Here is a 21,430-nt window from a genome sequence, read left to right as displayed (position 1 = left end):
CGCCCCCCCCGCGATCGGCGTCGCGGAGACGAACCCGGGCGCCGGGAAGTACGTGCCGTCGTCCGTGAAGCAGCTCCCCGTGACCTCCGTCGCGAGCAGCCGCGCCGTGCCGGGGCGGCCGTCGGCCGCGGGCGAGCGGTAGACGTTGTACGCCGACGCGCCGCCGATCGCGTCCCAGCACACCTCGAACGCGCCGCCCGAGTTCAGGATCTGCACCTGCGGGGACGCGAGCCCCTCGCCCCAATCGCCGAGCGCTGAGACCTGATAGTACCAAGTTCCCAGCGGCAGATCGCCGCCCGTGGTCGGGACCGGCGGCACCGCCTCGGGCCGCGTGTCGAAGCCCAGGATCTCGGCCCGCTCCACGGTGTCGAGCGAGACGAGCGCCGGGTCGAGCGCGTCGGTCGTGTTGCTCGCCGAGCCGGCGATCGCGTACAGCCAGTGGTCGACGCGGACCAGGTTGTGCGACTGGCGCGGCGTGCCGAACGCGTTGACCGCGCGCGGCTCGTCGGGGGAGATCCACTGGGTCTGAACGCGCCAGCTTCCCATGTCGCCGTAGATGTTCACGGACGCGCTCTCCACGTCGTCGAGGACGCCGCCGTCGGCCTCGATGCCGCCCGAGGCGTAGACGTGCGTGCCGCCGAAGTCGTCGAACCCGAACTCCGCCGCGAGCCGCTCGCGCCCCGTGTTCATCGGGGTGTCGGCGAGGAGCTCGAAGTCCTGCTCGTCGAAGTGGCCGTCCGTGCCGTTCTTCGCCTCGAAGGCGTAGAAGATGTCCCACTGGCCGTCCGGGTTGGTGACGCGCACCGGGTACAGCCCGATGTCGAGCGTGTCCGCGGGCACCACGGCGGTGATCTCCGTCGGGTCCACGGTCGTGGTCGTCGCTTCGTCGAGCGGGATGTCGCCGGCCGGGCCGACGAACGCGACCCCCGCGTCCTCCTGGAAGTACTCGCCGGTGATGGTCAACGGGTCGACCTCGTCCATGAAGGGCGCCTGCACCGGATCGATCGCCGTAATGACCGGCGGCGGGATCTCGGTGACGACGAAGATGCCGGGCGCCGTCCCGATGCCGCCGTCGGCCGCCTCGACGTCCTCCACCAGCCACTGGCCCGCGAGGCTGTCCGGGTTCACGGCCCACACGTGGTAGTCGCCGGCGGGCATCGACTTCGACTCGGACGGGACGATCGCCTCGATGGTCGTCGAGTCGATGAAGTGGACCTCGACCGCGTCGTAGATGAGCTCGGGATTTTCGACGCTCACCCACCGCACCCAGGGCGTGTTGACGAAGCCTTCGCCCTCGATCTGGATGAGTCGATCGGAGAGCACGGAGTCGAACGCGGAGCCGGTCCACGCGAGCGGCGGCTCGACGAGCGTCACCGTGGGCGGCGCCTGCGCCGAGATGTACAGGGCGTCCGCGATCGTCGCGGTCTCGGTGTCCGGGTTGGTGACGGTCACGTCGTAGCGGCCCTGGGGCAGCGTCGGATCCGCGTACAGCCAGACCGTGGCCGAGCTCCCCGAGACGTCGACCTCGGCGGCGCCGAGGTTCTTGGTCGTGGCCGTCACGTCCTCGTACAGCACGACCGTCATCCCGGTGTCGAAGCCGGTCCCGACGAGGTTGAGCTGCGTGTCCTGCTCGCGCCAGGCGGCGGCCGGGAGCATCTCGATGAGGGTGAGATCGGCATCCGTGTCCGTGTCGGTATCGGTATCGGTGTCGGTGTCCGTATCGATGTCCGTGTCGGTATCGGTATCGGTGTCGGTGTCCGTATCGGTGTCGGTGTCGGTGTCGGTATCCGTATCGATGTCCGTGTCGGTATCGATGTCGGTGTCCGTGTCCGTTCCGCCATCCAGGTCGGCCACGGACTTGTCGTCGGAACACGACGCCGACGACAGGGCTGCGAACATGGCGGCAATGATAACGAGACGAATCGACGATCTCATGAGTCGGCCTCCTGATGGTGCCCGGCGCCACCCCCTGCGGCGTCCCGGTTCGTTCGTGCAATGTGTCCGGAGGCCCGCGACCGGGACGTGCCTATTTTTTTTTCTCCGCGTCCGCTTTCTGGCTCGCGGCGATCTGATCGAGCCGCCGCCGCACGTCCGCCGCCTGGATCGCGCCGGGGTACCGCCCGAGGAACCGCTCCAGCGCGGCGCGCTCTTCCGCCGCGCGGTCCAGCGCCCTGAGCGCCCTGGCCTTGCCGTACAGCGCCTCCATCCCGAGCGGCCCCGCGCCCTTGGTGTCGAGGTACACGTCGAAATGGCGCAGCGCCGCGGCCGGCTCTCCCAGGCGGTCGAGCTCCAGCTGGCCGAGCGAGACGAGGGCCGATCGCGCCTCGTCCGACGCCGGGTACATCGACAGCAGCTCCTTGTAGGCCGACGCCGCGCCGCGGTAGTCGCGCTCGGCCCTCCGCTCCTGGGCCCTGTGCAGCAGATCCGCCGCGGACGCGGGCCTCGCGGACGGGCGGGTCGCCTTTTGGGAGGCGTCCTGCTCGGCGCCGCCCAGAGCCGCCGCGCTCGCGAGAGCCGCCGACGCCGGCTGCAGCTCGAAGACGCGCGCCAAGGCGCCGCCCGGCGACACGTCGACGAGCTCGTGGACCGGCAACCTTCCGCCGAGCGAGATCTCGAGCCGTCGGTGCCCGGGGCGCACGGCTGCGACCAACGGCGTGCGGCCGAGCGCGGAGCCGTCGATCGTCGCGGCGGCGCCCGGCGGCACGCTGCGCAGATCGACGAGGGCGCTCACCCCGGGATCTAGGAGGTCGAACGCCGCGGCGCTCTCGAGGAGGACCGCGTCCTCTTCCGGCCGCGCGGGCCGCGCGGGCCCGTTGCCGAGCGCGATCGCCTCGGACGGCCCGAGCCGTCGGCCCTTCCCGTTCGCGCCGCCGCCGATCTCCACGCTGCCGCGGGCCACGTGCACGCCCACGCCGTCCGGGCGATCCTCGATGGAGAGCACCGTGCCCTTCACGGTCACCGTGCCCGCCCGCGTGGCCACCGACAGCGGCGGCCCCTTGCGCCCCGGCACCGCCGAGATGAGGAGCCGGCCGCCCTCGAGCGAGAGGACGAGGGCGTCCTGGTCGAGGCGACGGACGGCGACACGCGTCTCGGGGCCGAGCGCGATCGTGAGGTCGGTCGGCAGGCCGATCCACAGCTCGCCGGACCCGGTCGTGAGCCGCGACCCCGGGGCGACGACGTCGCCGACGGCCGCTCCGGCGCCGGTCGTCGTCAGCTGGCCCGAGGCGAGCAGCACCCGTGCCGGGCCCAGGGGGGCGACGGCGCCGGGATCCGGCGAGGTTGCGCTCGCATCCGGGCGAGCCCAGAGCACGATCGCCACGGCGGCCGCCGCGGCCGCGACGATCGCCGCGGCTGCCGCGAGCCTCGCCCGGGACGCGGGCCCGGCCTTCGCCGCCCGATCGCGCGCGCCGGCCTTCGCGAGCAGATCGTCGACGAACCGCCGTCGCGCGACATCGTTGCGCCACGACGGCTCGCCGGGATCGCCCTCGGCGAGCGCGTCCAGCGCGTCGCGCTCCGCGCGGCAGTCGGCGCACGTCGCGAGGTGTTCGCCGCAGAAGGCGTGCTCCTCTTCAGTCGGCTCCCTGCCCTCGGCGCGACCGAGATCGATCTCCAGCAACCGTTCGCAACCGCTCTCGCGTTTCATGAAAGCCGCCCTGCCTTCAGCCAATCCCTGATCTCGGGATCGGCGAGGATGCGCTGGCGCAGCTGCCGGCGCCCGATTCTCAATCGATCGCGGACCGTGTTCAGAGGCGCGCCCGATATCTCGGCGATCTCCGGAAGCCCGTAGCCCTCCACGTGGTGCAGCACGACGGCCTCCCGGCGCTCCGGGGAAAGCTTGCCGAGCTGCGCCGCGAGGCGCGCCCGCAGCCGCCGCAGGCCGGCCTCCTCGTCGGCCCCCGGGCCGATCGCGGCGCTCGAATCGACGACGTCGGTCGGGTGCTCGCGCCGGCGCCAACGCCGGAGCTCCCGCATCGCGACCCGCACGGCGATCCGCGTCGCGAAGAAATCGAGCGAGCACTCGCCCCGGTACGCCCGCGCGGATCCCAGGATCTGGAGCAGCGCGATCTGGACGACGTCGTCCGCGTCGATTTTTGGACCGACGAGGTAGCGAACGACGCGGCGCGTTCGGTCCAGCACGCGCTCCACGAGGGCGCGCCGGGCCGACGGATCGCCCCGTCCGGCCGCCGCGGCGAGCGCGATCTCCTCGTCGCGGACGGACGACGGGACGGGGGCCAGCCGCGGCGTGTCGGTGGAGAGCATCACGCGCCTCAAGTGTCCGTCCGCCGGAGTTCGGGACGTGCCTTTTTCGCGGGCGCGGGTCTCACCACAGGGCGACCTCGAGGCCGGCGACGAAGCGCGGCCGGACCGGCCACGTGGACAGGAGCTCGACGGGCCCGTTCGGCGTGCTCACCACGTACCGCGTCCGGTGCAGGGCGACGTCGGCGCCCGCGCTGAGGAAGAGAGCGACGCGCCGGACGATCTCCGCAGCGACGCGAAAAGACGGGACGATGGAGGGCTCCACCTCGCGGCCTCCGCTCGCCACGGCCACGCCGGCCTCCGTCGCCCGCACCCGCTCCGTCACGACGTCGAGCTGGAGCGCGAGATCGACGGCGAGGCGCAGGCGCCCGGCACGCCAGAACGCGCTGCCGCCGAGCCAGACGGGGTGGCGCCCGAGCTCGAGGAGGGCGCCGCGCTCCTCGGCGCTGCGCGGCTCCGAGACGACGTAGCCGGCGCGGATGGAGAGGTGCTCCGCGATCCGCACCGACAACCCGATCGCGCCGGAGTGGACGACGGGGCTCCGGTTCGAGACGACGTCCAGCTCGTAGCCGACCGTCATGGCCAACCGTTCCCGGTCCCGGCCGGCCCCGGCCGAGGGAGGCGGCCCCGCCTCGACGGGTCCGGCGGAGCGCGGCGCCGGCGCGACGACCGCGCCGATCTCGCCGCCGGCGAGCACCGCCTCGACCGAGGAGCGGACGATGATCGCGAGCGCCTCGGCCATGCCGCCCGTACCCGAGCCCGCGAGCTCCCGGACCAGGACGCGGCCGCCCTTCGGCGCGGCGAAGTAGAGATAGAAACGGTCGGCGCGGGCGAGGTCGCACCAGAACACCGCGAGCGCGGCGGATCCGTTCGCGATCTCCTCGGCCTTCGCGATCTGGGACGGGAGATCCGCCGCGAGGGCGTCGATCCAGATCACATGGAGCGCCACCGAGACGTCGCTGAGCTGCGCCTGGACCGCGCGGATCACGACCCCGGCCGCGACCGTGTCGCCGCGCTCGGCGAGCATCACCACCGCGCGCCCCTCGTCCGGAGCCGCGCCGGGCTCGGAGGCAGCCGCTCCCGAGACGGTCATCGCGGCGGCCATGGCCGCGAGCGTGGCGATTGACACGTCCCGTTTGCCAATCATGGGACACATATAACCCGAAGTCGGGCCGCTGCTCCGCGGTTTTTTGAGATTTGAAAGGAGACCTGACATGGCGAAATCGATTGTACGTCTGGCGTTGTTCGTCCTCGTGCCGGCGGCCGTCGCTTGCGGCGACGACGGCGCCGGCGGGTGGCTCGCGATCCCCTGCGCCGACGGGATGACGGGGATCGACGGGCCCAACGGCGACTTGTGCATCGACTCGATGGAGACGACGAACGCCGAGTTCGCGGCGTACCTCACGGAGCACGGCAACGTCTGCGGCGGCAGCCAGGAGTGCATGCACGTCGACGAGCCCGGCTCGCACATCTCCCAGGCGGGGAGCACGTTCGAGGCCGCGGCCGGGTACGAGAGCCTGCCGGTCGTGCAGGTGACGTTCCACGGCGCCGCGGCGTACTGCGCCGCCGCGTCGAAGTTCCTCTGCCCGGACGAGGCGTGGGTCGCAGCGTGCGGCGGGCCGGACGGCGAGGCGTACCCTTACGGGAGCGCGTACGACGGCGCGGCGTGCAACGGCGGAGACGCCGGGGGGAGCGCGCCGGTGGCGGTCGGCGCCTTCGCGTCGTGCGAGGGAGGTGCGATCGATCTGTTCGACATGAGCGGCAACGTCTACGAGTGGACGGACGCGTGCGCCACCGCCGCGTGCCTGATCCGCGGCGGATCGTTCGACGTGTTCTCCGACGACCTGACCTGCGACGCCTCCCACGAGATGGACGGCCCGAGCGGCCACCGCGAGGATCTCGGGCTGCGCTGCTGCGCGTCCCCCCTGTAGCGCCGGCGCCGCGCCCCTCGACTTGGAGATCGAGGTGATGCACAATCCCGCCCATGGACTCGGCCATCGCCCCAGGCTTCCTCGTGGCCGCGCCGCACATGCGCGATCCGCACTTCGAGCGGTCGGTCGTGCTCATGATCGATCACGACGACGAGCAGGGCTCGTTCGGGCTGGTCGTCAACCGCGCGGCGGAGATCGATCTCTCCGCCGTGCTCGGCGCGATGCGCGTCCCGCTCGACGAGCCGGTCGATATCGCGGCCCACCCGCCGATCCTCGAGGGCGGGCCGGTGTGCCCGGAGCTCGGCTGGATCGTCCACTCCGCGGAGTGGAGGCGGCCCGAGACCCTGCTCATCGCGGCCGACGTGGGGGTGACCGCGTCCGTCGAGATCCTGAAGGCGATCTCCCAGGGAGGCGGGCCGCGCGACTACGCGCTGTTCCTCGGCTACTCCGGGTGGGGCCCGCACCAGCTCATCGGCGAGATCCGGACCGGGGCGTGGATTACGGTGCCGTTCGAGCGCGAGCTCGTGTTCGACGTGCCGTACGGCGCGCGGTGGGAGACCGCGCTCGGGCGGCTCGGCATCGATCCGCGCAAGATCGCGCCCGTCGTCGGCGACGCATGACGGCGCCGAACCGCACGTCCCGCGCGCCGCGCGGCCGGGCGCCCGCGTCGTTCGCGGCCGCGGCCCTCGCCCTCGCCCTCGCCCTCGCGCCGGGGACGTCCCGCGCCGACGGGGCGAGGAGGTGGTTCGGCGGTCTCGAGGCCGGCTTCTCGTTCCTCGGCCAGCTCGTGTCCGGCGAGCCCGCGCTCGGCTCGTTCGCGTACCGCGCGGCGTTCGGGTGGAGGCCGTCGGCGTTCGACCTCTTCGCGGCGGTCGAGCACGGCTTCTGGCAGGACGACGAGGGGTCGCCGCGGCTCCGGATCCAGACGCTCGACGTGGGGCTCGGCGTGGGCGGCACGTTCTTCGACGGCCGCGTGCGCGCGGAGCTCTCGGGGGGGCCGTCCATCCTGCTCACCCGCTCGCAGCTCGACGAGCCCGGGGTCACCGGATTCTTCCTCGACGCGCGGCCGGCCGGCATCCGGTGGCGCGTCGGCGACCGCATGATCGCGTCGCTCTACCCGCTGACGTTCGCGCTCGTCGCGCCGGTGACGCGGGGGATCCCGCTCGTCTACATGAGCTACCGCACGGCCGTGGCCTGCGAGCTGGAGTTCTAGCCGTGCGCACGCGGACCGAAGGAATCGCCCTCGCCGCCGCGCTCGCCGCCGCCGCGGCCGTCGCCTCGCCGCGCGCCGCCTCCGCCCGGGACGTCGCGCTCTCCGAAGGACAGTCGGCGTACGTGCAGCTCGAGGGGTTCGGCTCGGCGCTGAACGACGGGGTGGGCGGATCGAACCTCACGCTCTCCCTGGGGTACGCGGGACGCGCCGGGTGGCGGCGCGGGGAGATCGGCTTCTTCGCCGAGTTCTCGCGCGATCACTGGGTCGCGACCGAGGTCGGGATGGAGCTCACCCAGGGCGTGCTCGGCCTCGGCGCGGGCGCGGAGATGCTCTTCGCGAAGGGGCGGCTGCGGGTGAGCGTCGCCGGCGGCGGCGCGACGCTCCTGTTCGACACGGCGTTCCACGACAAGGGGACGACCGGCTTCTACATCGACCTGCGCCCGGCGTCGCTGCGCTTCCGGCCCGCGCCGTGGCTCGTCGTGGAGATCACGCCCATCGGCTTCACACTCGTCTCGCCGGCCGTCGGCGAGCTCGCGATCCGGCGGATCGAGTACCGGACCACCCTGACCTTGGAGGTGCCGCTGTGAGGAACGGATTCGGCGCGCTCCGCCTCGCCTCGCTGATCGCGCTCTGCGCGGCGTCGATCCCGCTGGGCGCGCGGGCGTTCACCGTGCGGGCGCTCGACCGGGCGGCGTGCCACGAGGAGATGACGCACGAGGCGTTCCTCGCGCTCGTCGCCGGCGGGTTCGACGCCGAGGCGGCGGTGCCGCTGCCCGGGTCGCACCGCTGGGCCGAGATCGCGGCGTACCTGGGCGACGACCTGTTCTCGGGTGCCGAGGGCGACGCCGCGCGGTTCGCGCTCTATAGCCTCGTGATCGGCTCGCGGTACCCGGATCTGCGCGGCGCGTCCGCGACCGACATCCAGTCGCTCCGCGAGATCCACCGCGATCCGGAGCGGCAGGACTCGCACTTCCTGCGCGAGAAGGGAGACGACTACGCCGCGGGCGATCTCGCGGCCATCGCGCGGGGCAAGGAGCACATCCGCGCGCTGGTGGCGCGCGCGGCGGCCTCCCTCGCGCGGCCGAGGGACGAGCAGATCGAGGAGCGCAGCGTGTACGTCGAGCTGTACGGCGAGGTGAGCACGCCGGTCTGGGTGCCCGCCTACCTCTTCGGCGTCGCCATGCACACGGTCGAGGACTCGTTCTCGCACACGGTCCGCAGCGACGACCTCACGCGGGTCCGCCATGTCTGCAACTACATCGAGGCGGTGACCTACGACTACGATCTCGAGCGCGACGGGCTGCGCCACTCGTGGGCCATGGACCGCTGCGCGAAGGAGTCGAAGGAGCTCGCGGCCGCGGCGGTCCCGGCGTTCGTGGACTACCTCGCGACGTTCGCGGCGATCATCGAGGGCGCCTCGCCCGACGCGGCGCTCGACGCGTTCTTCGCCGCGTGGATGGCGCACGAGCCCGGGTGCGACGACGCGAACGACTACTGCGGCTCCAAGTGGGCCGAGCTCGCGCGCACGGATCCCTCGCTCCCTCTGTGGGACACGCTGTTCGGGTGCGGGTTCGCTTCCGGCGCGGGCCGCAAGGAGGGGCTCTTGCTCGCGATCGCCCTGATCCTCGCGCTGGTCGCCCTCCGCCTCGCGCCGTGGCGCAGCGGGGAAGGGGGGCAATGATGACGGACTTCGACGCCCTGCACGACGCGGTCGCGCGCTGCGCCCTCCCGGTCCGCAGAGGGAGCGTCGTCGCGGCGGGCGAGCTCCGCCTCGAGGCGATCCTTCCGGGCGCGCGCCTCGGCGAGATCGTCGAGCTTCGCACCCGGGACGGGGCGCTGCTGCGCGCGGAGGTCGCGTCGTGCGAGGGCGATCGCGCGGGGCTCCTCCCGTTCGCGCCGCTCGCCGGGGTCGGCGTCGGGGACGAGGTGCTCGTCGTGGCGCGGGCCGCGTCGATCCCGTGCGGCGACGCGCTGCTCGGCCGGGTCGTGGATCCGTTCGGGACGCCGCTCGACGGCGGGCCGGCGCTCGCGGGGCTCGCGCCCTTCGACGTCGACAGGAACGCGCCGAAGCCGCTCGCGCGCCGCGCGGTGGACGAGCAGCTCGTCACCGGCATCCGCGCGATCGACGGCTGCCTGCCGCTCGGCAAGGGGCAGCGCGTCGGGCTGTTCGCCGGGCCGGGGCAGGGGAAGTCCACGCTGCTCGGCATGCTGGCGCGGCGCGCCGCCTGCGACGTCGCGGTGGTGTGCCTCGTGGGCGAGCGGGGGCGCGAGGTGCGCGAGTTCATCGACGGTGCGCTCGGTCCCGAGGGGCTCGCGCGGGCCGTGGTCGTGGTCGCGGCGGCCGACGCGCCGCCCTTGGTCCGCGCGCGCGCCCTGCCGGCCGCGACGGCGATCGCCGAGTGGTTCCGTGGCCGCGGCCGGGACGTGCTCCTGGTCGTCGACTCGCTCACGCGGGTGGCCCGCGGGCGGCGCGACGCGGCGCTGGCCCTGGGCGAGCCGCCCTCGCGCTCCTCTTACCCGGCCTCGGCGCTCGCCGGCCTCGCGGAGCTGCTCGAGCGCGCCGGACGGGACGAGCGCGGATCGATCACCGCCGTGTACACCGTGCTCACCGAGGGCGGCCCCCAGGATCCGGTCGCCGAGGAGGCGCGCGCGGCGCTCGACGGGCACGTCGCGCTCAGCGAGCGGCTCGCCCGCGCCGGGAGGTGGCCGGCGATCGACGTCCCGGCCTCGATCTCGCGGGTCATGCGGGCGATCGCATCGGACGCGCACGTCACGGCGGCGGAAAGGTTGCGCAGCCTCCTCTCCGCCTACGCCGAGAACGAGGAGCTGATCCTCGTCGGCGCGTACCGGGCGGGCACGTCGCAGGAGACGGATCTCGCGCTCGAGCGCCGCGACGCGATCGCCGCGTTCCTGCGACAGGGCGCAAACGAGCACTCCCGGCTCGACGAGACGCTCGCCCGCCTCACGGCGCTGTCGCGCGGAGCCTGAGCGCCCGGGCCCGCTCCGCGAGCTCGGCGGGCCAACCGCCTTTCGGCGGCTCGAGGAGGTGCGCGGCGGCCTCGTCCCTCCGGAGCGCGAGCTCGATCTCCGCCGCCGCGAGGCGCAGCTCGGGCGCGGTCAGCTCGGCCTCCGTGCGCTCGCCGACGAGCCTCCGGGCGTCCCAGGGCGCGTGCGCGGCGAGGAGCCACCGCACCCGCTGGACGAGCTCGGCGTCGTCGCCCGGCGCCGGCATCTCGAGGAGCCGGTCCCGCGCCCGCGCGAAGAGGCCCGCCGCGAGCAGCTGCTCCACGAGCGAGGCGCGCAGCGCCGTGTCCGCGCCGTCGGCCCGCGAGGCCGCCTCGAGCAGCGCGATGCTCTCGGCCGCCCGCCCGGCCGCCTCCGCCGCGCGCGCGACCTCGCCTATCAAGAGGGCGTCCGCCGGGCGGCGCGCGCCGTACGCCGCGAGGCTCTCGGTCGCCTCGTCGATCCTCCCCGCGCCCGCCGCGAGCGAGGCGATCTCGGCGTCCGCCTCGGCGAGCTCCGGATCGGCCGCCGCCGCGCGCCGCGCGACCTCGAGCGCGCGCTCCGTCTCGCCGGCGGCGCGGTAGTGCCGGGCGAGCCACAGGAGGATCTCCCCGCCGTCCGGCACGGCGCGGATCCCGTCGAGCGCGGTCCGCTCGGCCTCCTCGCCGTCGCCGCTCGCGGCGTGCAGCTCGGCGAGAACCACCCACGCCGCCTCGAACGCGGGCTCGACCAGCAGGGCGCGCAGCGCCTCCCGGCGGGCGGCGCCGCCGTGCCCGCACGCGGCGAGCGCCTTCGCGTGCTCGACCCGGAGGAGCGGATCGTCCGGATCGAGCGCGACCGCGACCTCGAAGTGCGAAGCCGCGGCCTCCGCGTCGCCGTTCTCGACGGCGATCGCGCCGAGCACGAACTGCTCGTAGGCCTCGGGGCTCGGCGTGCGCAGCACGGTCGGCGCGGCGGGATCGCGGAACGCGACGCCGCAGGCGGAGGCGGCCGCGGCGACGAGCGCCGCGAGGAGCGCGCGGTGCGGCACGGCGGTCACGGATCGCGCGCCACGGGGAGCCCCGCGAGCTCGGCGAGCCTGTCGAGCGCGACGCGGCTCATGGGGTGCAGCCCGGCGCGCTGGCAGTAGTCGAGGTTCGCGGCAAACAGCGCGGTCTCGAGGTTCTCGAGATCGAGCACCGACGACGGGTGCGGCTCCATGCCGACGAAGTTGAGCGGGCAGACCGAGAGCGCGGCCTCGTCCGGCATCTGGAGCGGCATGCCCTGGGCGCGGCAGGTGAGCGGCCGCTCGGCGTAGATCGAGCAGCTGCCCGAGGCCTCGAGGAGCGCGCACGCGCCCTTCTCGCCGAGCGGCGGCTGGCCGGCCTGCAGGAAGACGCGATCCTCGGAGAGCCCGAGCGCCCGGCCCACGTGCACGGCCTCCACCATGACGACCGTCAGCCCCGGCGCGCAGCACTGGGTGCAGCCCGCGCAGCACGCGACCTGCTCGCGGTAGCGCCCGACGACCGAGTCCACGAAGCGGTCGACGCGGGTGCGGAGCTGGAGGTAGCCGTGCGTCGACGTCATCGAATGAAGTTATCATCCACTCCCGAGGGGTTCAACATCCCCCGGCGACCTGATAACGTGGCCGCGGGAGAAGGCGATGGCGAACGGCGGCGGCGACGTCCGGATCGTGGCGCTCGGCGGCTTCGGCGAGATCGGGATGAACTGCCTCGCGATCGAGGCGGCCGGGCGGATCCTCGTGCTCGACTGCGGCGTCATGTTCCCGTCGCCGGACGAGCCGGGCGTGGACGTCATCCACCCGTCGTTCGAGCACCTCGTCGCCGAGCGCGACAAGGTCGCGGGCGTCGTGCTCACCCACGGGCACGAGGACCACGTCGCGGGCGTGCCCTACCTCCTGCGCGAGCTCGACGTCCCGATCTGGGGCAGCGCGTACACGCTCGCGCTCGTCGAGCGCCGGTTCAAGGAGTCGGGCGGGGGGCGCCTCGTCTCGCGCGTCCTCCCGGTCGGCGGGAGCGCGGCCGAAGGCCCGTTCTCGATCCGGAGCTTCCCGATGCCGCACTCGATCGCGGAGAACACGGGGCTCGTCGTCGAGGCGCCGGGCCGCCGCATCCTGCACACGGGCGACTTCAAGCTCGGCCTGCGCGGCGCGGACGGCGGGCGTACGGCGCTCGGCGCGCTCGCCGAGGCGGGCGCCGCGGGCGTGGATCTCATGATCTGCGACTCGACCGGCGCCGAGGAGGCCGAGGACGCGGGCGAGGAGGACGTCGTCGAGGCGCGGCTCGGGGAGCTCGTGCGCGGCACGCGCGGCGCGGTGTACGTCGCGATCTTCTCCTCCAACGTGAAGCGGATGGGCTCCCTGTGCAACGTCGCGCGGGCGTGCGGCCGCAAGCTCGTCCTCGCCGGCCGCTCGGTCGTCGCGCACGCCGAGGTCGCGGCGTCCGTCGGGCTCCTCGGGCTCGATCGCGGGCTGCTCGTGCCCGTGGAGGAGGCGCCGTCGCGCCCGCCGGGCGAGCTGCTCGTGCTCGTGGCCGGGACCCAGGGCGAGGAGCGCTCGGCGCTCGGCCGGATCGCGGCCGCGGAGCACCGCCACCTGCGCGTCGCCGAGGGCGATCTCGTCGTCCTGTCGAGCCGGTTCATCCCCGGCAACGAGCTCGCGATCTCGCGGATGATAGACAGGCTGCTCCGCCAAGGCGCGCGCGTCGTGCACCGCGGCACGGACGCCGGCGTCCACGTCTCCGGGCACGGCTCGCGGCGCGAGATCGACGCGGCGATCCGGGCGGTGCGGCCCAAGGCGTTCCTCGCGGCGCACGGCACGTTCCGCCACCTCCTCGCGTCGGCGGAGATCGCCCGATCCGCGGGCGTCGCGCGCGCGCTCGCGGTCGCGAACGGCGAGATCGTGCGGCTCTCGGCCGAGGGGCCCGCGCTCGAGGGCGCCCGCGCGCCGGTGGGCCGCGTCCTCATCGACGGCGAGGCCGGCGTGCCGGAGCCGACGATGCGCGAGCGCAAGCTGCTCGGCTCGTGCGGCCTCCTGCACGCGATCTGGAACGCCGATCCCGAGGGGCTCCCCGAAGGAGCGATCGAGGTCGTCGCCCGCGGCGTGATCGCGGACGAGGCGCTCCCGTGGTTCGCGAGCGAGGTGCGCGCGAAGATCCGCGGCGTGCTCGGCGAGCTCGATCCCGAGGTGCGCCGGACGCCGCAGCTCTGCCGCGAAGCGGTCCGCTCCGCGCTGCGCCGCTTCGTCGACAAGGGGATCTGCCGCGAGCCGTACGTGATCGTGACGATCCTGCCCTCACCCCTGACCCCTCTCCCGTCGGCGCCGTAGGCCCTCACCCCTGACCCCTCTCCCGTCGGGAGAGGGGAAGAGAAGACGAGACCGGATCAAGCGAGGGGGTGAGGGCCGGGGGTGAGGCTAGTCCTCCGCCAGGACGATGATCTTGTCGCCCTCGACGAAGGTCACGGGCTCGGACTTCGCGGGGTTGACGCGCACGCCGTACTGATCGGCCGCGCTCTTGGCGAGCGCCTTCCTGCGGTAGCCGATCGCGACCTCCGAGCGCCGGCGCGCGGACGCGACGACCGTGTGGAAGGTCACCGGGCGATCGAGCGCCACGTACTCTGCGGCGGGCTTGAGGTAGATCTCCGAGCCCGCGGGATCGAACAGGTCCGCGAACACCGCGCCGAGCTCCTTGTTCTCGGAGAGCTGCGAGAGCATGAGGCTGACGAGCTTGTCGCTGACGATGAAGTCGTCGGCGCGCGTCACCTCGGCGAGCTCGCGGTTGCGCATGTCGCGCATCTCGCTGACGACCGGCAGCTCGGCGCCCTTCTTGTCGGCGATGTCGCGCAGGTGGAGCAGCGTCACGAGCGTGAGCGCGTCCGCGGCCTGGGCGCCCCCCGCCGTCTCGTAGCTCAGCACGATGACGTGGTCGAAGCGGGTGGCGTCGAGCGCGTCGAGCGTCGCGCGATCCGCCGTGTCGCCTCTTCGCCGCTCGATCGCGAGCCGCTCGAGCCCGGCGGCGATCCCGTCGATCTCGGCCTCGAACGCCTCCACGTCGGCCACGCAGAGCGCGCTCGAGCCCTCTGCGACGTACGCGTCGAGCTGCGTCAGGATCCGCGGGCCGCGGGAGTTCCAGCCGAGCAAGAGCGTCCTCTCCGGCGCGGGCGCGGATCGCGCGGTCGTGCGGATCGCGTCCTCGTCGATCGCGGGGGGGGCGCCCGTCGACAGCGCGATCGCGTCGTCGTCCTCGGCGATGACGATCGCCTTGTCCCCGGCCTCGACGAGGGTGTCCATCCCGGGGTTGAGGAGCACGCGGCCGTCCGCCCGGCGCAGCCCCATGAGCGCCGACTTCTCGTACGCGTGGAGCGCGTCGCCGAACGAGCGCCCGGCGAGCGCGGGCTCCTCCTGGAAGTAGATCTCGTCGCCGTCGAAGTCGAGCAGCTCCGTGTGCACGACCGAGAGCCCGGACTGGCGGCAGGTCTGCACCGCGATGCGCGAGATGAGATCGCTCGCGAGCACGAGCTCCGCCTCGGCGCCGCCGACCATGCGCGCGACCTCGAGGTTCCTGGGGTCCCGGATCACGGCGACGATGTGGTAGGGCTTCGCGCGCCGGTTCGGGTTGTTCGTCACCGCGAGGATAGACTTGATCGTGTAGGAGTCCGGGTCGCCCTCCTCGGGCGCGAGCACGATGATCGACCGCGAGGTGTGCGGGCTCACGATCTCGAGGTCCGCGAGGTCGATGGGGTTGCCGGAGCGGCAGACGACGCGCGTGTTCTTCGTGTCCGGCACGCGGGCCGCGAGCTCGTCGTCCATCTCGACCTTGTCCTTCTCGGCGAGGATCGCGATGCGCGCGCCCTTGCGGCGGCTCTCGTTCGCGATCACGAGCTCCGAGACGATCGAGAAGACCTGCGGCGACCAGCCGAGGATCACGGTGTGGTCCGTCTCGGCGACGATCGAGCGGCCCTTGCGCAGCTCCGAGAGCTTCTCCTCGATGCCGCTCGTGAGCACGCCGATGAGCGCCGAGACGATGAAGATGCCGCCGAGCGTGACGACGAACATGGAGAGCAGGAACGCCCAGCCACCCTCGTCGCCGCCCATCGTGCCCGCGTCGAGCGTGCGCATGAGCCCCATCCAGAACACCTCGACGAAGCCCAGGTGCTCCCTGTCGGCGGGCGTGAAGCCGAAGAGGACGACGATCGCCGAGACGAGCGCGATGAGCGCGATCGACGCCACGAACAGCCACAGGATGAGCGCGCCCGTGCCGCGCGCCATCGTGTTGTCGAAGCTGTAGCGCAGCCGCCTGCCGAGCCTGACCTTGGTCATGGAATCACTCCTCGCCGGAAGCCGGGGCGATCTCCCCCGCCCAGAGGCGGCTGAAGAAGTCGCGGTACGGGAGCAAGAGGATCCCGTCCCGCACGCGCGGACGGCGTTCGTTGCACACGATGATCGAGCGTCGCGGGGCGTGCTGGGCGGCGAACGCCCGAAGCCCCCGCAGATCCCGGTCGTCGACGCGGCTCGCGCCCTTCACCTCGATCGCGACCTCGCCGCGGCCGAGCACGAAGTCCACCTCGAGGCCGGTCTTGGTGCGCCAGAAGGAGACGTCGTAGCCGAGGCCGGAGTACGAGGCGTGGGCCACGAGCTCGGTCAGCACGAGGTGCTCGAGCGCCCGACCGAACTGCTCCCCCTTCTCCTCGGCGACGCGGCGCTTCACGAGCGCCCCGGCCACGCCGACGTCGAACAGGTATAGCTTGGGCGCCTTGGTGATCACCTGCCGCTCCTGGCGCGCCTTGTACGGCGGGATCAGCCTGCAGAAGAGGGTGTCGACCAGGATCTGGAAGTACTCCTTGACCGTCTTCCCGTCGACGCCGCACTCGCGCGCGACGTTGGAGTAGTTCACGAGCTCGCCGTGGGAGAACGCCGCCGCGTCGACGAACCGCGAGAACGCCGGGAGGTTGCGCACGAGCCCCTCGGCGAAGATCTCCTCGCGCATGTAGTCGTGGCAGTAGGCGGCGAGCGAGCGCGCCGGATCCGCGCCCAGGTAGTGCGACGGCACGAGCCCTCGCGCGAGCACGTCGAGCAGGCGCCACTCCCCGAGCTCGGCCGTGACGAACGGGTGCATCTCGAAGCGCCACGCGCGGCCGCCGAGCAGGTTCGCGCCGCCGCGCACGAGCTTGCGCGCCGACGACCCGCACAGCACGAACGCGAGGCCGCGCTTCTCGATGAGCCCGTGCACCTCGTCGAGGAGCCGCGGGACCTTCTGCGCCTCGTCGATGACGATGGGCTTCACCAGCTGCGCGGAGGGCAGGGCGAGCACGAGCTCGCGCAGCAGCGCCGGGCGCTTGCTCAGATCGAAGTAGAGGTCCGTGTCGAGGAGATCGAAGACGGCGGAGCCTTGAAACCGCTGCGCGAGGAAGGTCGACTTCCCGGTCTTCCGCGGCCCCCACAGGAACGCCGACTGACCGGGCGGGAGCTCCATCCGCAGCAGCCTGGGGACGAGCCGCCCGCGAGGAATTTCTTCCGTTTTGGTCATGCTCCCGCGGAACATACTCCGGAATAGTTGAAGCCGTCAATTGCGCACAGTCTCCAACCGGAGGCGCCCTGGTCAGCGGGTCGTCGCGGCGGACGTCGGCGCGATGGACGGCTCGATCATCTCGGGGACGAGGGAGCGCAGCGCCGTGCGCACCGCGCGGGGGTCGGGCGAGTCGGCCTTGGCGGAGAGGAGCGCGAGCCCCGCCTCGACCTCGGCGAGCGGCCGGCTGCCTATCTTGCCGATGAAGATCTTGGGGTGGCGGGTCTTGGCCATGTGCTCCTCGCCGGTCGCGAGCTCCTCGAAGAGCTTCTCGCCGGGCCTCAGCCCCGTGAACGCGATCGGGATCTCCTCCTCGGTGAAGCCCGAGAGCCGGATGAGGTCGCGCGCGAGGTCGACGATCTTCACGGGCTCGCCCATGTCGAGCACGAAGATCTCGCCGCCCCGGCCCATGGCCGCGGCCTGCATGACGAGCTGGCACGCCTCGGGGATCGTCATGAAGTAGCGCAGCATGTCGGCGTGCGTCACCGTGACCGGGCCGCCGGCCGCGATCTGCTCCTTGAACACCGGGATCACCGAGCCCGCGGAGCCGAGCACGTTGCCGAACCGCACGGCGACGAACACGGTCTTCGACCGGGCGGCGAGCCCCTGGACGTACAGCTCGGCCACCCGCTTGCTCGCGCCCATGATCGACGTCGGGTTGACCGCCTTGTCCGTGGAGATCATCACGAACGCCCCGGCGCCGCACCCGTCCGCGGCGTCGGCCACGACCTTGGTGCCGAAGACGTTGTTCTTGATCGCCTCGCCGGGGTTCCACTCCATCATCGGCACGTGCTTGTGCGCCGCGGCGTGGAACACGACCTCGGGCCCGAACGACGCGAACAGATCGCCTATCCTCCGCGCGTCCGCCACGTCGGCGATGCACGGGATCGCGGCGAGCCCGGTGTGCGTGCGCGCGAGCTCGCGGTGGATGTGGAAGAGCGGGTTCTCGGCCTGCTCGACGAGCGCGAGCCTCGCGGGCTCGAACCGCGCGATCTGGCGGCAGAGCTCGGAGCCGATGGACCCGCCCGCGCCCGTGACGAGCACCCGCTTGCCGCGCAGGAAGGAGCCTATCTCCTCGAGGTCGAGCCGCACCGCCTCGCGGCCGAGCAGGTCGTCGATCGTCACCTCCCGGATGCGCGAGAGCGCGACCTTGCCGTCCAGGATCTCGTAGATCCCGGGGATGATCCGGACCGGGAGCCCGATCTCCTCGCACAGGCCGACGATCTTGCGGATCGTGGGTCCCGGCGCCGTGGCCATCGTGATCACGGCCTGCTCCACGTCGTGCGCCGCGGCGAGCGCCTTCATGGACGACGTGTCGCCGAGCACCTTGTGCCCCTGGATCACGGAGCCGATCTTGGCGCGGTCGTCGTCCACGAAGCCCACGACCTCGATGCCGAGGTGGGGGTTCTGCACGACCTCCTTGGCCACGAGCACGCCCGCCTGCCCGGCGCCGACGAGGAGCGTGCGCTTGGGCTCGACCGCCGCCTCCCGCTTCCGGACCGCGCGCTCGGAGCGCTCGGCGGTCATGCGCCGAATGACGCGCACGCCGACCACGCCGAGGAACGCGAGGACGAAGTCCATGGCGAGCACGCCGAGCGGCAGGACGACGAACTTCGCGTACCCGCCCACGTGCACGAGCCCGAGGCGCAGCGCCACGAGCACCACGGCCGCGATCCCCAGGGCCGCCCCGGTCCGCGGCAGCTCGCGCAGGCTCACGTACCGCCACGAGAACTGCGTCACGCCGAACAGCGAGAGGAGCAGGTACTGGAACACCACGACGTACGGCCACGTGAAGAACAGGAGCTTGTAGGTCGAAATATCAGGGGCGAGCTCGAACCGGAGCATGAACGCGAGCCAGAACGCGGCCGACAGCACGACCAGGTCGACGAGGATCTGCGTTCCCTTTGTGAGGTACTTGATCATGTTCCCGCCGGATCTGTTGTCACGGATCGCCCGCCCGTTCACGCGCCGCGTGCGAGGCGTCCAACGCGACCGCTACAAGAAGCACACAGTCTACCCCGATTCGGGGAGTGTGGGTAACCCGGAACGAGCGGCCCGGCCAGGATCTGGCCGGGCTGGGATAGACCCGCCGGGGGATGGACCCCGGCGGGCGGAAGTCATCATCCCGGTTCGCAATCATCCCACGTGTTATTCGTCGCGTGGTGCGCTGCCTGACCCAGAATATAGGCCTCGACGCGGCGGACGTCTTTTGTGGAGACGCTGAACGCGGCGTAGCCTTCCTGCCACGCGAACTCCGGGATCGTTTGTCGAAGAATGTATGAGGTCGACGCCTTCATGGACCTCACGAGGTTCGACACCGCCATATCGGGCCGGTATCTCACCAGCACGTGCACGTGGTCTTCCGTTCCGCCTGCGGCGTACACAACCGCGCCGATCTTCCTCGCGGTCTTCTGTGTCGTTGCTCCGATCGCCGCCAGGTCGTCTTCGTCGAGCAACGCCAACCTGTTCTTGGTCGTCCAGACCGCGTGCATGAACAACTCAGCGTGCGAATGGCGCGTTGCGAAAAGGCGAACGCTCATGTGATCACCGCGTCGTTTCCCCCGGCGGGGTCCATCCCCCGCCGGATCGAGCCCAGCCCGGGCAGATCCTGCCCGGGCGAAAGCCGGCATTGTCCGTCATCGCCCGCCCGGAATCCGGGCGAGGCGACGGAAAAAAAGATGGAATGGTTGGGTTTAGCGGGGGGCAGGGGTGAGGCAGTACCTGACATAGGGGTGGGTGATCGCCAGGCGCGCCGCCTGGAGCGGGCTGTCGAGGATCAAGGGCCAGAGGAGCGCCGCCTGCAGGCGGTGGTGGAGGCGCGAGAGGCGGGTCTCCGTGCGGCCTTCTGGAACGACGAGCTCCAGCGCCGCTCGCACGGATCGCGCAGGCGCGAGCTCCCGGACGATCCTCGAAAGCCCGAGCTCCGGCGCCGAGGCGTCGACGCGCTTCGTGAGCAGCCACACCGCGCGGGTGAGGCGCCACTCGCGGGCTCTATATATAATGAGATCCAAATCCGCGTCGCCGTGGCGGGCGAGCAGCTCGAGGTCGCGAAGCGTCCTCCCGAGGGACGTGAGCCGGTGCAGGGTGTCGTGAAAGACGATGTGGACGTAGTGGTCCTCGGGCGCGAGCCGCCGGCACGGAGCCCCGTCGAACTCCGAGGCCGCGCTGCGGCGCCAGAGCCCCTCGTGGTCCAAAGGAAAGCGGACCGGATCGAAGAGGTGGCGGTGCGCCTCGAACATGATGTGACGTCCGCCCCCGACATCGAGGTAGTAGGCGCGCTCGTGCGTCGCGCGCCCGGCCTCCTCGAGGGGCTTCCTGTAGAACCCCAACCCCTCGAGGAGCGACCCGGCTCTTTCGAACTGCTCCGGCCGCACGAGGAAGTCCACGTCGGCCATCACCCCCCGGTCCGCGTCGGCCGGGTAGACGCTCGTGACGAGGTGCGCCCCCTTGAGCGGCGCCGCGTCGAGCCCCGCCTTCGCGGCTTCGACGAGGAAGCGCCGGAAGTGGTGGAACAGCACGACGTGCTGGGGGTTGATGGCCGCGCTCATGGGCTCTACCCCAGCAGCGACCAGGCGGGCGCGGAGAAGAAGCGATCGCCGATCCCGTCGTGCGTCCGGGCTTCCGCCTCCTGCGACACCACGATCCCGGCGAGCAGCGGCTTGTCCAACAGCTGCTCCAGCCCTCGCAAGTGCTTGAAGTCCGCGCCGTGCACGTGATCCGTCCGCTTGCACTCCAGGGCGAGATACCCGTCCTCCCGTTCGATGAGCAGATCCACCTCCCGCCCGTCCACGGTGCGCAGGTGCGTGAGCTCGAGCTCCAGCTTCGCGGTCCGCACCTGCTTCCACACCTCGGCGGCCACGGCGCCCTCGAACTCGGCGCCGGTCACCTCGCCGCTCGCGCCGGCCACGACGCGGCGCAGGCCCGGGTCGACGAAGTGGAGCTTCGGGCGCTTGACGAGGCGCTTCTCCGCGTTTCTGGACCACGCGGGCAGCCAGAACACCTGGTAGCTCACCTCCAGGTACTGCATGAACTGCTTGGCCGTGGGCGGCGACACGTCCGCCAGGCGCGCCAGGTCGGCGAAGCTCACCGGCTGGGAGGCGCGCAGCGCCGCCGCCTTCTGGGCGCGGGCGAACGGCTCCAACCGATCGAGGCGCGCGAGGTCCGCGAGATCGCGTTGCAGATACGTCGTCTGGTAGTCGCGCAGCCACTCGCGCCGATCCTCGTCCGTCCACGCCTCGGCGTGCAGCGCCGGCATCCCGCCCGAGGAGGAGAGCCGCTCCCAGGCGCGCTTCGCCGTCGCGGTTTCGCCGCGCAGCGACAGATCGGCCAAAAAGAGATCCGGGACGCTCCGCATCGGGCTCGCCGCGCGCAGCATCCGGACCAGGCGGCTCTCCACAGGCTCGATCCCCGGCTCGGCGACGAGCTCGGGCAGGGAGAACGGAAACAACTCCCGGAGCGCGGCC

The 21,430-nt window shown here is 72.3% G+C and carries 19 protein-coding genes; 7 read left to right on the top strand and 12 right to left on the bottom strand.

The window, feature by feature from the left end; genetic code table 11:
- From M0R80_24040 to M0R80_24025, 4 genes are all read right to left on the bottom strand, one after another.
- Positions 1-1,899 (bottom strand): IPT/TIG domain-containing protein (locus M0R80_24040; protein MCK9462703.1); only part of this gene is annotated, 1,899 nt, incomplete at its 3' end.
- 127 nt (positions 1,900-2,026) lie between these two features.
- Positions 2,027-3,643 carry a FecR domain-containing protein gene (locus M0R80_24035; protein ID MCK9462702.1) on the bottom strand — a complete coding sequence of 539 codons (1,617 nt, stop codon included), beginning with the start codon at positions 3,641-3,643 and terminating at the stop codon, positions 2,027-2,029.
- Complete coding sequence (locus M0R80_24030; GenBank protein ID MCK9462701.1) at positions 3,640-4,263, bottom strand: sigma-70 family RNA polymerase sigma factor; 624 nt, start codon at positions 4,261-4,263, stop codon at positions 3,640-3,642. Before M0R80_24030 ends, M0R80_24035 begins: the two co-directional genes overlap by 4 nt.
- Before the next feature lie 58 nt (positions 4,264-4,321).
- Positions 4,322-5,404 carry a hypothetical protein gene (locus M0R80_24025; protein ID MCK9462700.1) on the bottom strand — a complete coding sequence of 361 codons (1,083 nt, stop codon included), beginning with the start codon at positions 5,402-5,404 and terminating at the stop codon, positions 4,322-4,324.
- Positions 5,405-5,471: 67 nt separating this feature from the next.
- On the opposite strand from M0R80_24025, the gene M0R80_24020 reads away from it, so the two are divergent.
- Genes M0R80_24020 through M0R80_23995 form a run of 6 tightly spaced genes read left to right on the top strand, consistent with a single transcriptional unit; the run spans position 5,472 to position 10,389 of the window.
- Positions 5,472-6,188, top strand: coding sequence for a formylglycine-generating enzyme family protein (locus M0R80_24020; protein MCK9462699.1), 717 nt, complete (start codon positions 5,472-5,474; stop codon positions 6,186-6,188).
- Between the two features lie 53 nt (positions 6,189-6,241).
- A complete protein-coding gene (locus tag M0R80_24015) occupies positions 6,242-6,808 on the top strand; it encodes a YqgE/AlgH family protein (protein ID MCK9462698.1) in 567 nt (188 codons plus the stop codon).
- Complete coding sequence (locus M0R80_24010; GenBank protein ID MCK9462697.1) at positions 6,805-7,401, top strand: hypothetical protein; 597 nt, start codon at positions 6,805-6,807, stop codon at positions 7,399-7,401. Before M0R80_24015 ends, M0R80_24010 begins: the two co-directional genes overlap by 4 nt.
- A 2-nt stretch (positions 7,402-7,403) precedes the next feature.
- Entirely contained in the window at positions 7,404-7,988 is a 585-nt protein-coding gene (locus M0R80_24005) for a hypothetical protein (GenBank protein ID MCK9462696.1), read from the top strand.
- Positions 7,985-9,082 (top strand): hypothetical protein, encoded by a 1,098-nt coding sequence (locus tag M0R80_24000; GenBank protein ID MCK9462695.1) that lies wholly within the window; start codon positions 7,985-7,987, stop codon positions 9,080-9,082. The genes M0R80_24005 and M0R80_24000 overlap by 4 nt, the downstream gene beginning before the upstream one ends.
- On the top strand, positions 9,079-10,389 hold the full coding sequence (locus tag M0R80_23995) for a FliI/YscN family ATPase (GenBank protein ID MCK9462694.1): 1,311 nt from the start codon (positions 9,079-9,081) through the stop codon (positions 10,387-10,389). Before M0R80_24000 ends, M0R80_23995 begins: the two co-directional genes overlap by 4 nt.
- Here M0R80_23995 and M0R80_23990 read toward each other — a convergent pair.
- Both M0R80_23990 and M0R80_23985 read right to left on the bottom strand, forming a co-directional pair.
- A complete protein-coding gene (locus M0R80_23990; protein ID MCK9462693.1) occupies positions 10,364-11,443 on the bottom strand; it encodes a hypothetical protein in 1,080 nt (359 codons plus the stop codon). The genes M0R80_23995 and M0R80_23990 overlap by 26 nt on opposite strands.
- Entirely contained in the window at positions 11,440-11,970 is a 531-nt protein-coding gene (locus M0R80_23985) for a YkgJ family cysteine cluster protein (GenBank protein MCK9462692.1), read from the bottom strand. The genes M0R80_23990 and M0R80_23985 overlap by 4 nt, the downstream gene beginning before the upstream one ends.
- A gap of 76 nt (positions 11,971-12,046) precedes the next feature.
- Between M0R80_23985 and M0R80_23980 the strand changes: the two genes are divergently transcribed.
- Positions 12,047-13,729 carry a ribonuclease J gene (locus M0R80_23980; GenBank protein ID MCK9462691.1) on the top strand — a complete coding sequence of 561 codons (1,683 nt, stop codon included), beginning with the start codon at positions 12,047-12,049 and terminating at the stop codon, positions 13,727-13,729.
- Between the two features lie 87 nt (positions 13,730-13,816).
- Here the strand turns inward: M0R80_23980 and M0R80_23975 are convergent, their stop codons facing one another.
- The 6 genes from M0R80_23975 to M0R80_23950 form a co-directional block, all read right to left on the bottom strand.
- On the bottom strand, positions 13,817-15,721 hold the full coding sequence (locus M0R80_23975; GenBank protein ID MCK9462690.1) for a potassium transporter TrkA: 1,905 nt from the start codon (positions 15,719-15,721) through the stop codon (positions 13,817-13,819).
- A gap of 4 nt (positions 15,722-15,725) precedes the next feature.
- Positions 15,726-16,928 carry an ATP-binding protein gene (locus tag M0R80_23970; protein MCK9462689.1) on the bottom strand — a complete coding sequence of 401 codons (1,203 nt, stop codon included), beginning with the start codon at positions 16,926-16,928 and terminating at the stop codon, positions 15,726-15,728.
- A 72-nt stretch (positions 16,929-17,000) separates the two neighbouring features.
- On the bottom strand, positions 17,001-18,890 hold the full coding sequence (locus M0R80_23965) for a polysaccharide biosynthesis protein (GenBank protein ID MCK9462688.1): 1,890 nt from the start codon (positions 18,888-18,890) through the stop codon (positions 17,001-17,003).
- A gap of 197 nt (positions 18,891-19,087) precedes the next feature.
- Positions 19,088-19,459 carry an IS200/IS605 family transposase gene (tnpA, locus tag M0R80_23960; protein MCK9462687.1) on the bottom strand — a complete coding sequence of 124 codons (372 nt, stop codon included), beginning with the start codon at positions 19,457-19,459 and terminating at the stop codon, positions 19,088-19,090.
- A 201-nt stretch (positions 19,460-19,660) separates the two neighbouring features.
- Entirely contained in the window at positions 19,661-20,515 is an 855-nt protein-coding gene (locus M0R80_23955) for a nucleotidyltransferase family protein (GenBank protein MCK9462686.1), read from the bottom strand.
- A 5-nt stretch (positions 20,516-20,520) separates the two neighbouring features.
- Positions 20,521-21,430, bottom strand: a 910-nt coding sequence (locus tag M0R80_23950) for a DUF4143 domain-containing protein (protein ID MCK9462685.1), incomplete at its 5' end; no start/stop codon positions are given.

Source organism: Pseudomonadota bacterium (assembly GCA_023229365.1).
Lineage (GTDB): Bacteria > Myxococcota_A > Polyangia > JAAYKL01 > JAAYKL01 > JALNZK01.
The sequence above is the reverse complement of the archived record's forward strand: the minus strand, read 5'-3'. Positions and strand labels throughout refer to the sequence as shown.

What these genes read in the sequence shown, in the direction of transcription:
- M0R80_24035 (MCK9462702.1), bottom strand. Translation starts at nt 3,643, where the DNA reads ATGAAACGCGAGAGCGGTTGCGAACGGTTGCTGGAGATCGATCTCGGT.
- M0R80_24025 (MCK9462700.1), bottom strand. Translation starts at nt 5,404, where the DNA reads ATGATTGGCAAACGGGACGTGTCAATCGCCACGCTCGCGGCCATGGCC.
- M0R80_24020 (MCK9462699.1), top strand. Translation starts at nt 5,472, where the DNA reads ATGGCGAAATCGATTGTACGTCTGGCGTTGTTCGTCCTCGTGCCGGCG.
- M0R80_24015 (MCK9462698.1), top strand. Translation starts at nt 6,242, where the DNA reads ATGGACTCGGCCATCGCCCCAGGCTTCCTCGTGGCCGCGCCGCACATG.
- M0R80_24010 (MCK9462697.1), top strand. Translation starts at nt 6,805, where the DNA reads ATGACGGCGCCGAACCGCACGTCCCGCGCGCCGCGCGGCCGGGCGCCC.
- M0R80_23995 (MCK9462694.1), top strand. Translation starts at nt 9,079, where the DNA reads ATGATGACGGACTTCGACGCCCTGCACGACGCGGTCGCGCGCTGCGCC.
- M0R80_23985 (MCK9462692.1), bottom strand. Translation starts at nt 11,970, where the DNA reads ATGACGTCGACGCACGGCTACCTCCAGCTCCGCACCCGCGTCGACCGC.
- M0R80_23980 (MCK9462691.1), top strand. Translation starts at nt 12,047, where the DNA reads ATGGCGAACGGCGGCGGCGACGTCCGGATCGTGGCGCTCGGCGGCTTC.
- M0R80_23975 (MCK9462690.1), bottom strand. Translation starts at nt 15,721, where the DNA reads ATGACCAAGGTCAGGCTCGGCAGGCGGCTGCGCTACAGCTTCGACAAC.
- M0R80_23970 (MCK9462689.1), bottom strand. Translation starts at nt 16,928, where the DNA reads ATGACCAAAACGGAAGAAATTCCTCGCGGGCGGCTCGTCCCCAGGCTG.
- M0R80_23965 (MCK9462688.1), bottom strand. Translation starts at nt 18,890, where the DNA reads ATGATCAAGTACCTCACAAAGGGAACGCAGATCCTCGTCGACCTGGTC.
- tnpA (MCK9462687.1), bottom strand. Translation starts at nt 19,459, where the DNA reads ATGCACGCGGTCTGGACGACCAAGAACAGGTTGGCGTTGCTCGACGAA.
- M0R80_23955 (MCK9462686.1), bottom strand. Translation starts at nt 20,515, where the DNA reads ATGAGCGCGGCCATCAACCCCCAGCACGTCGTGCTGTTCCACCACTTC.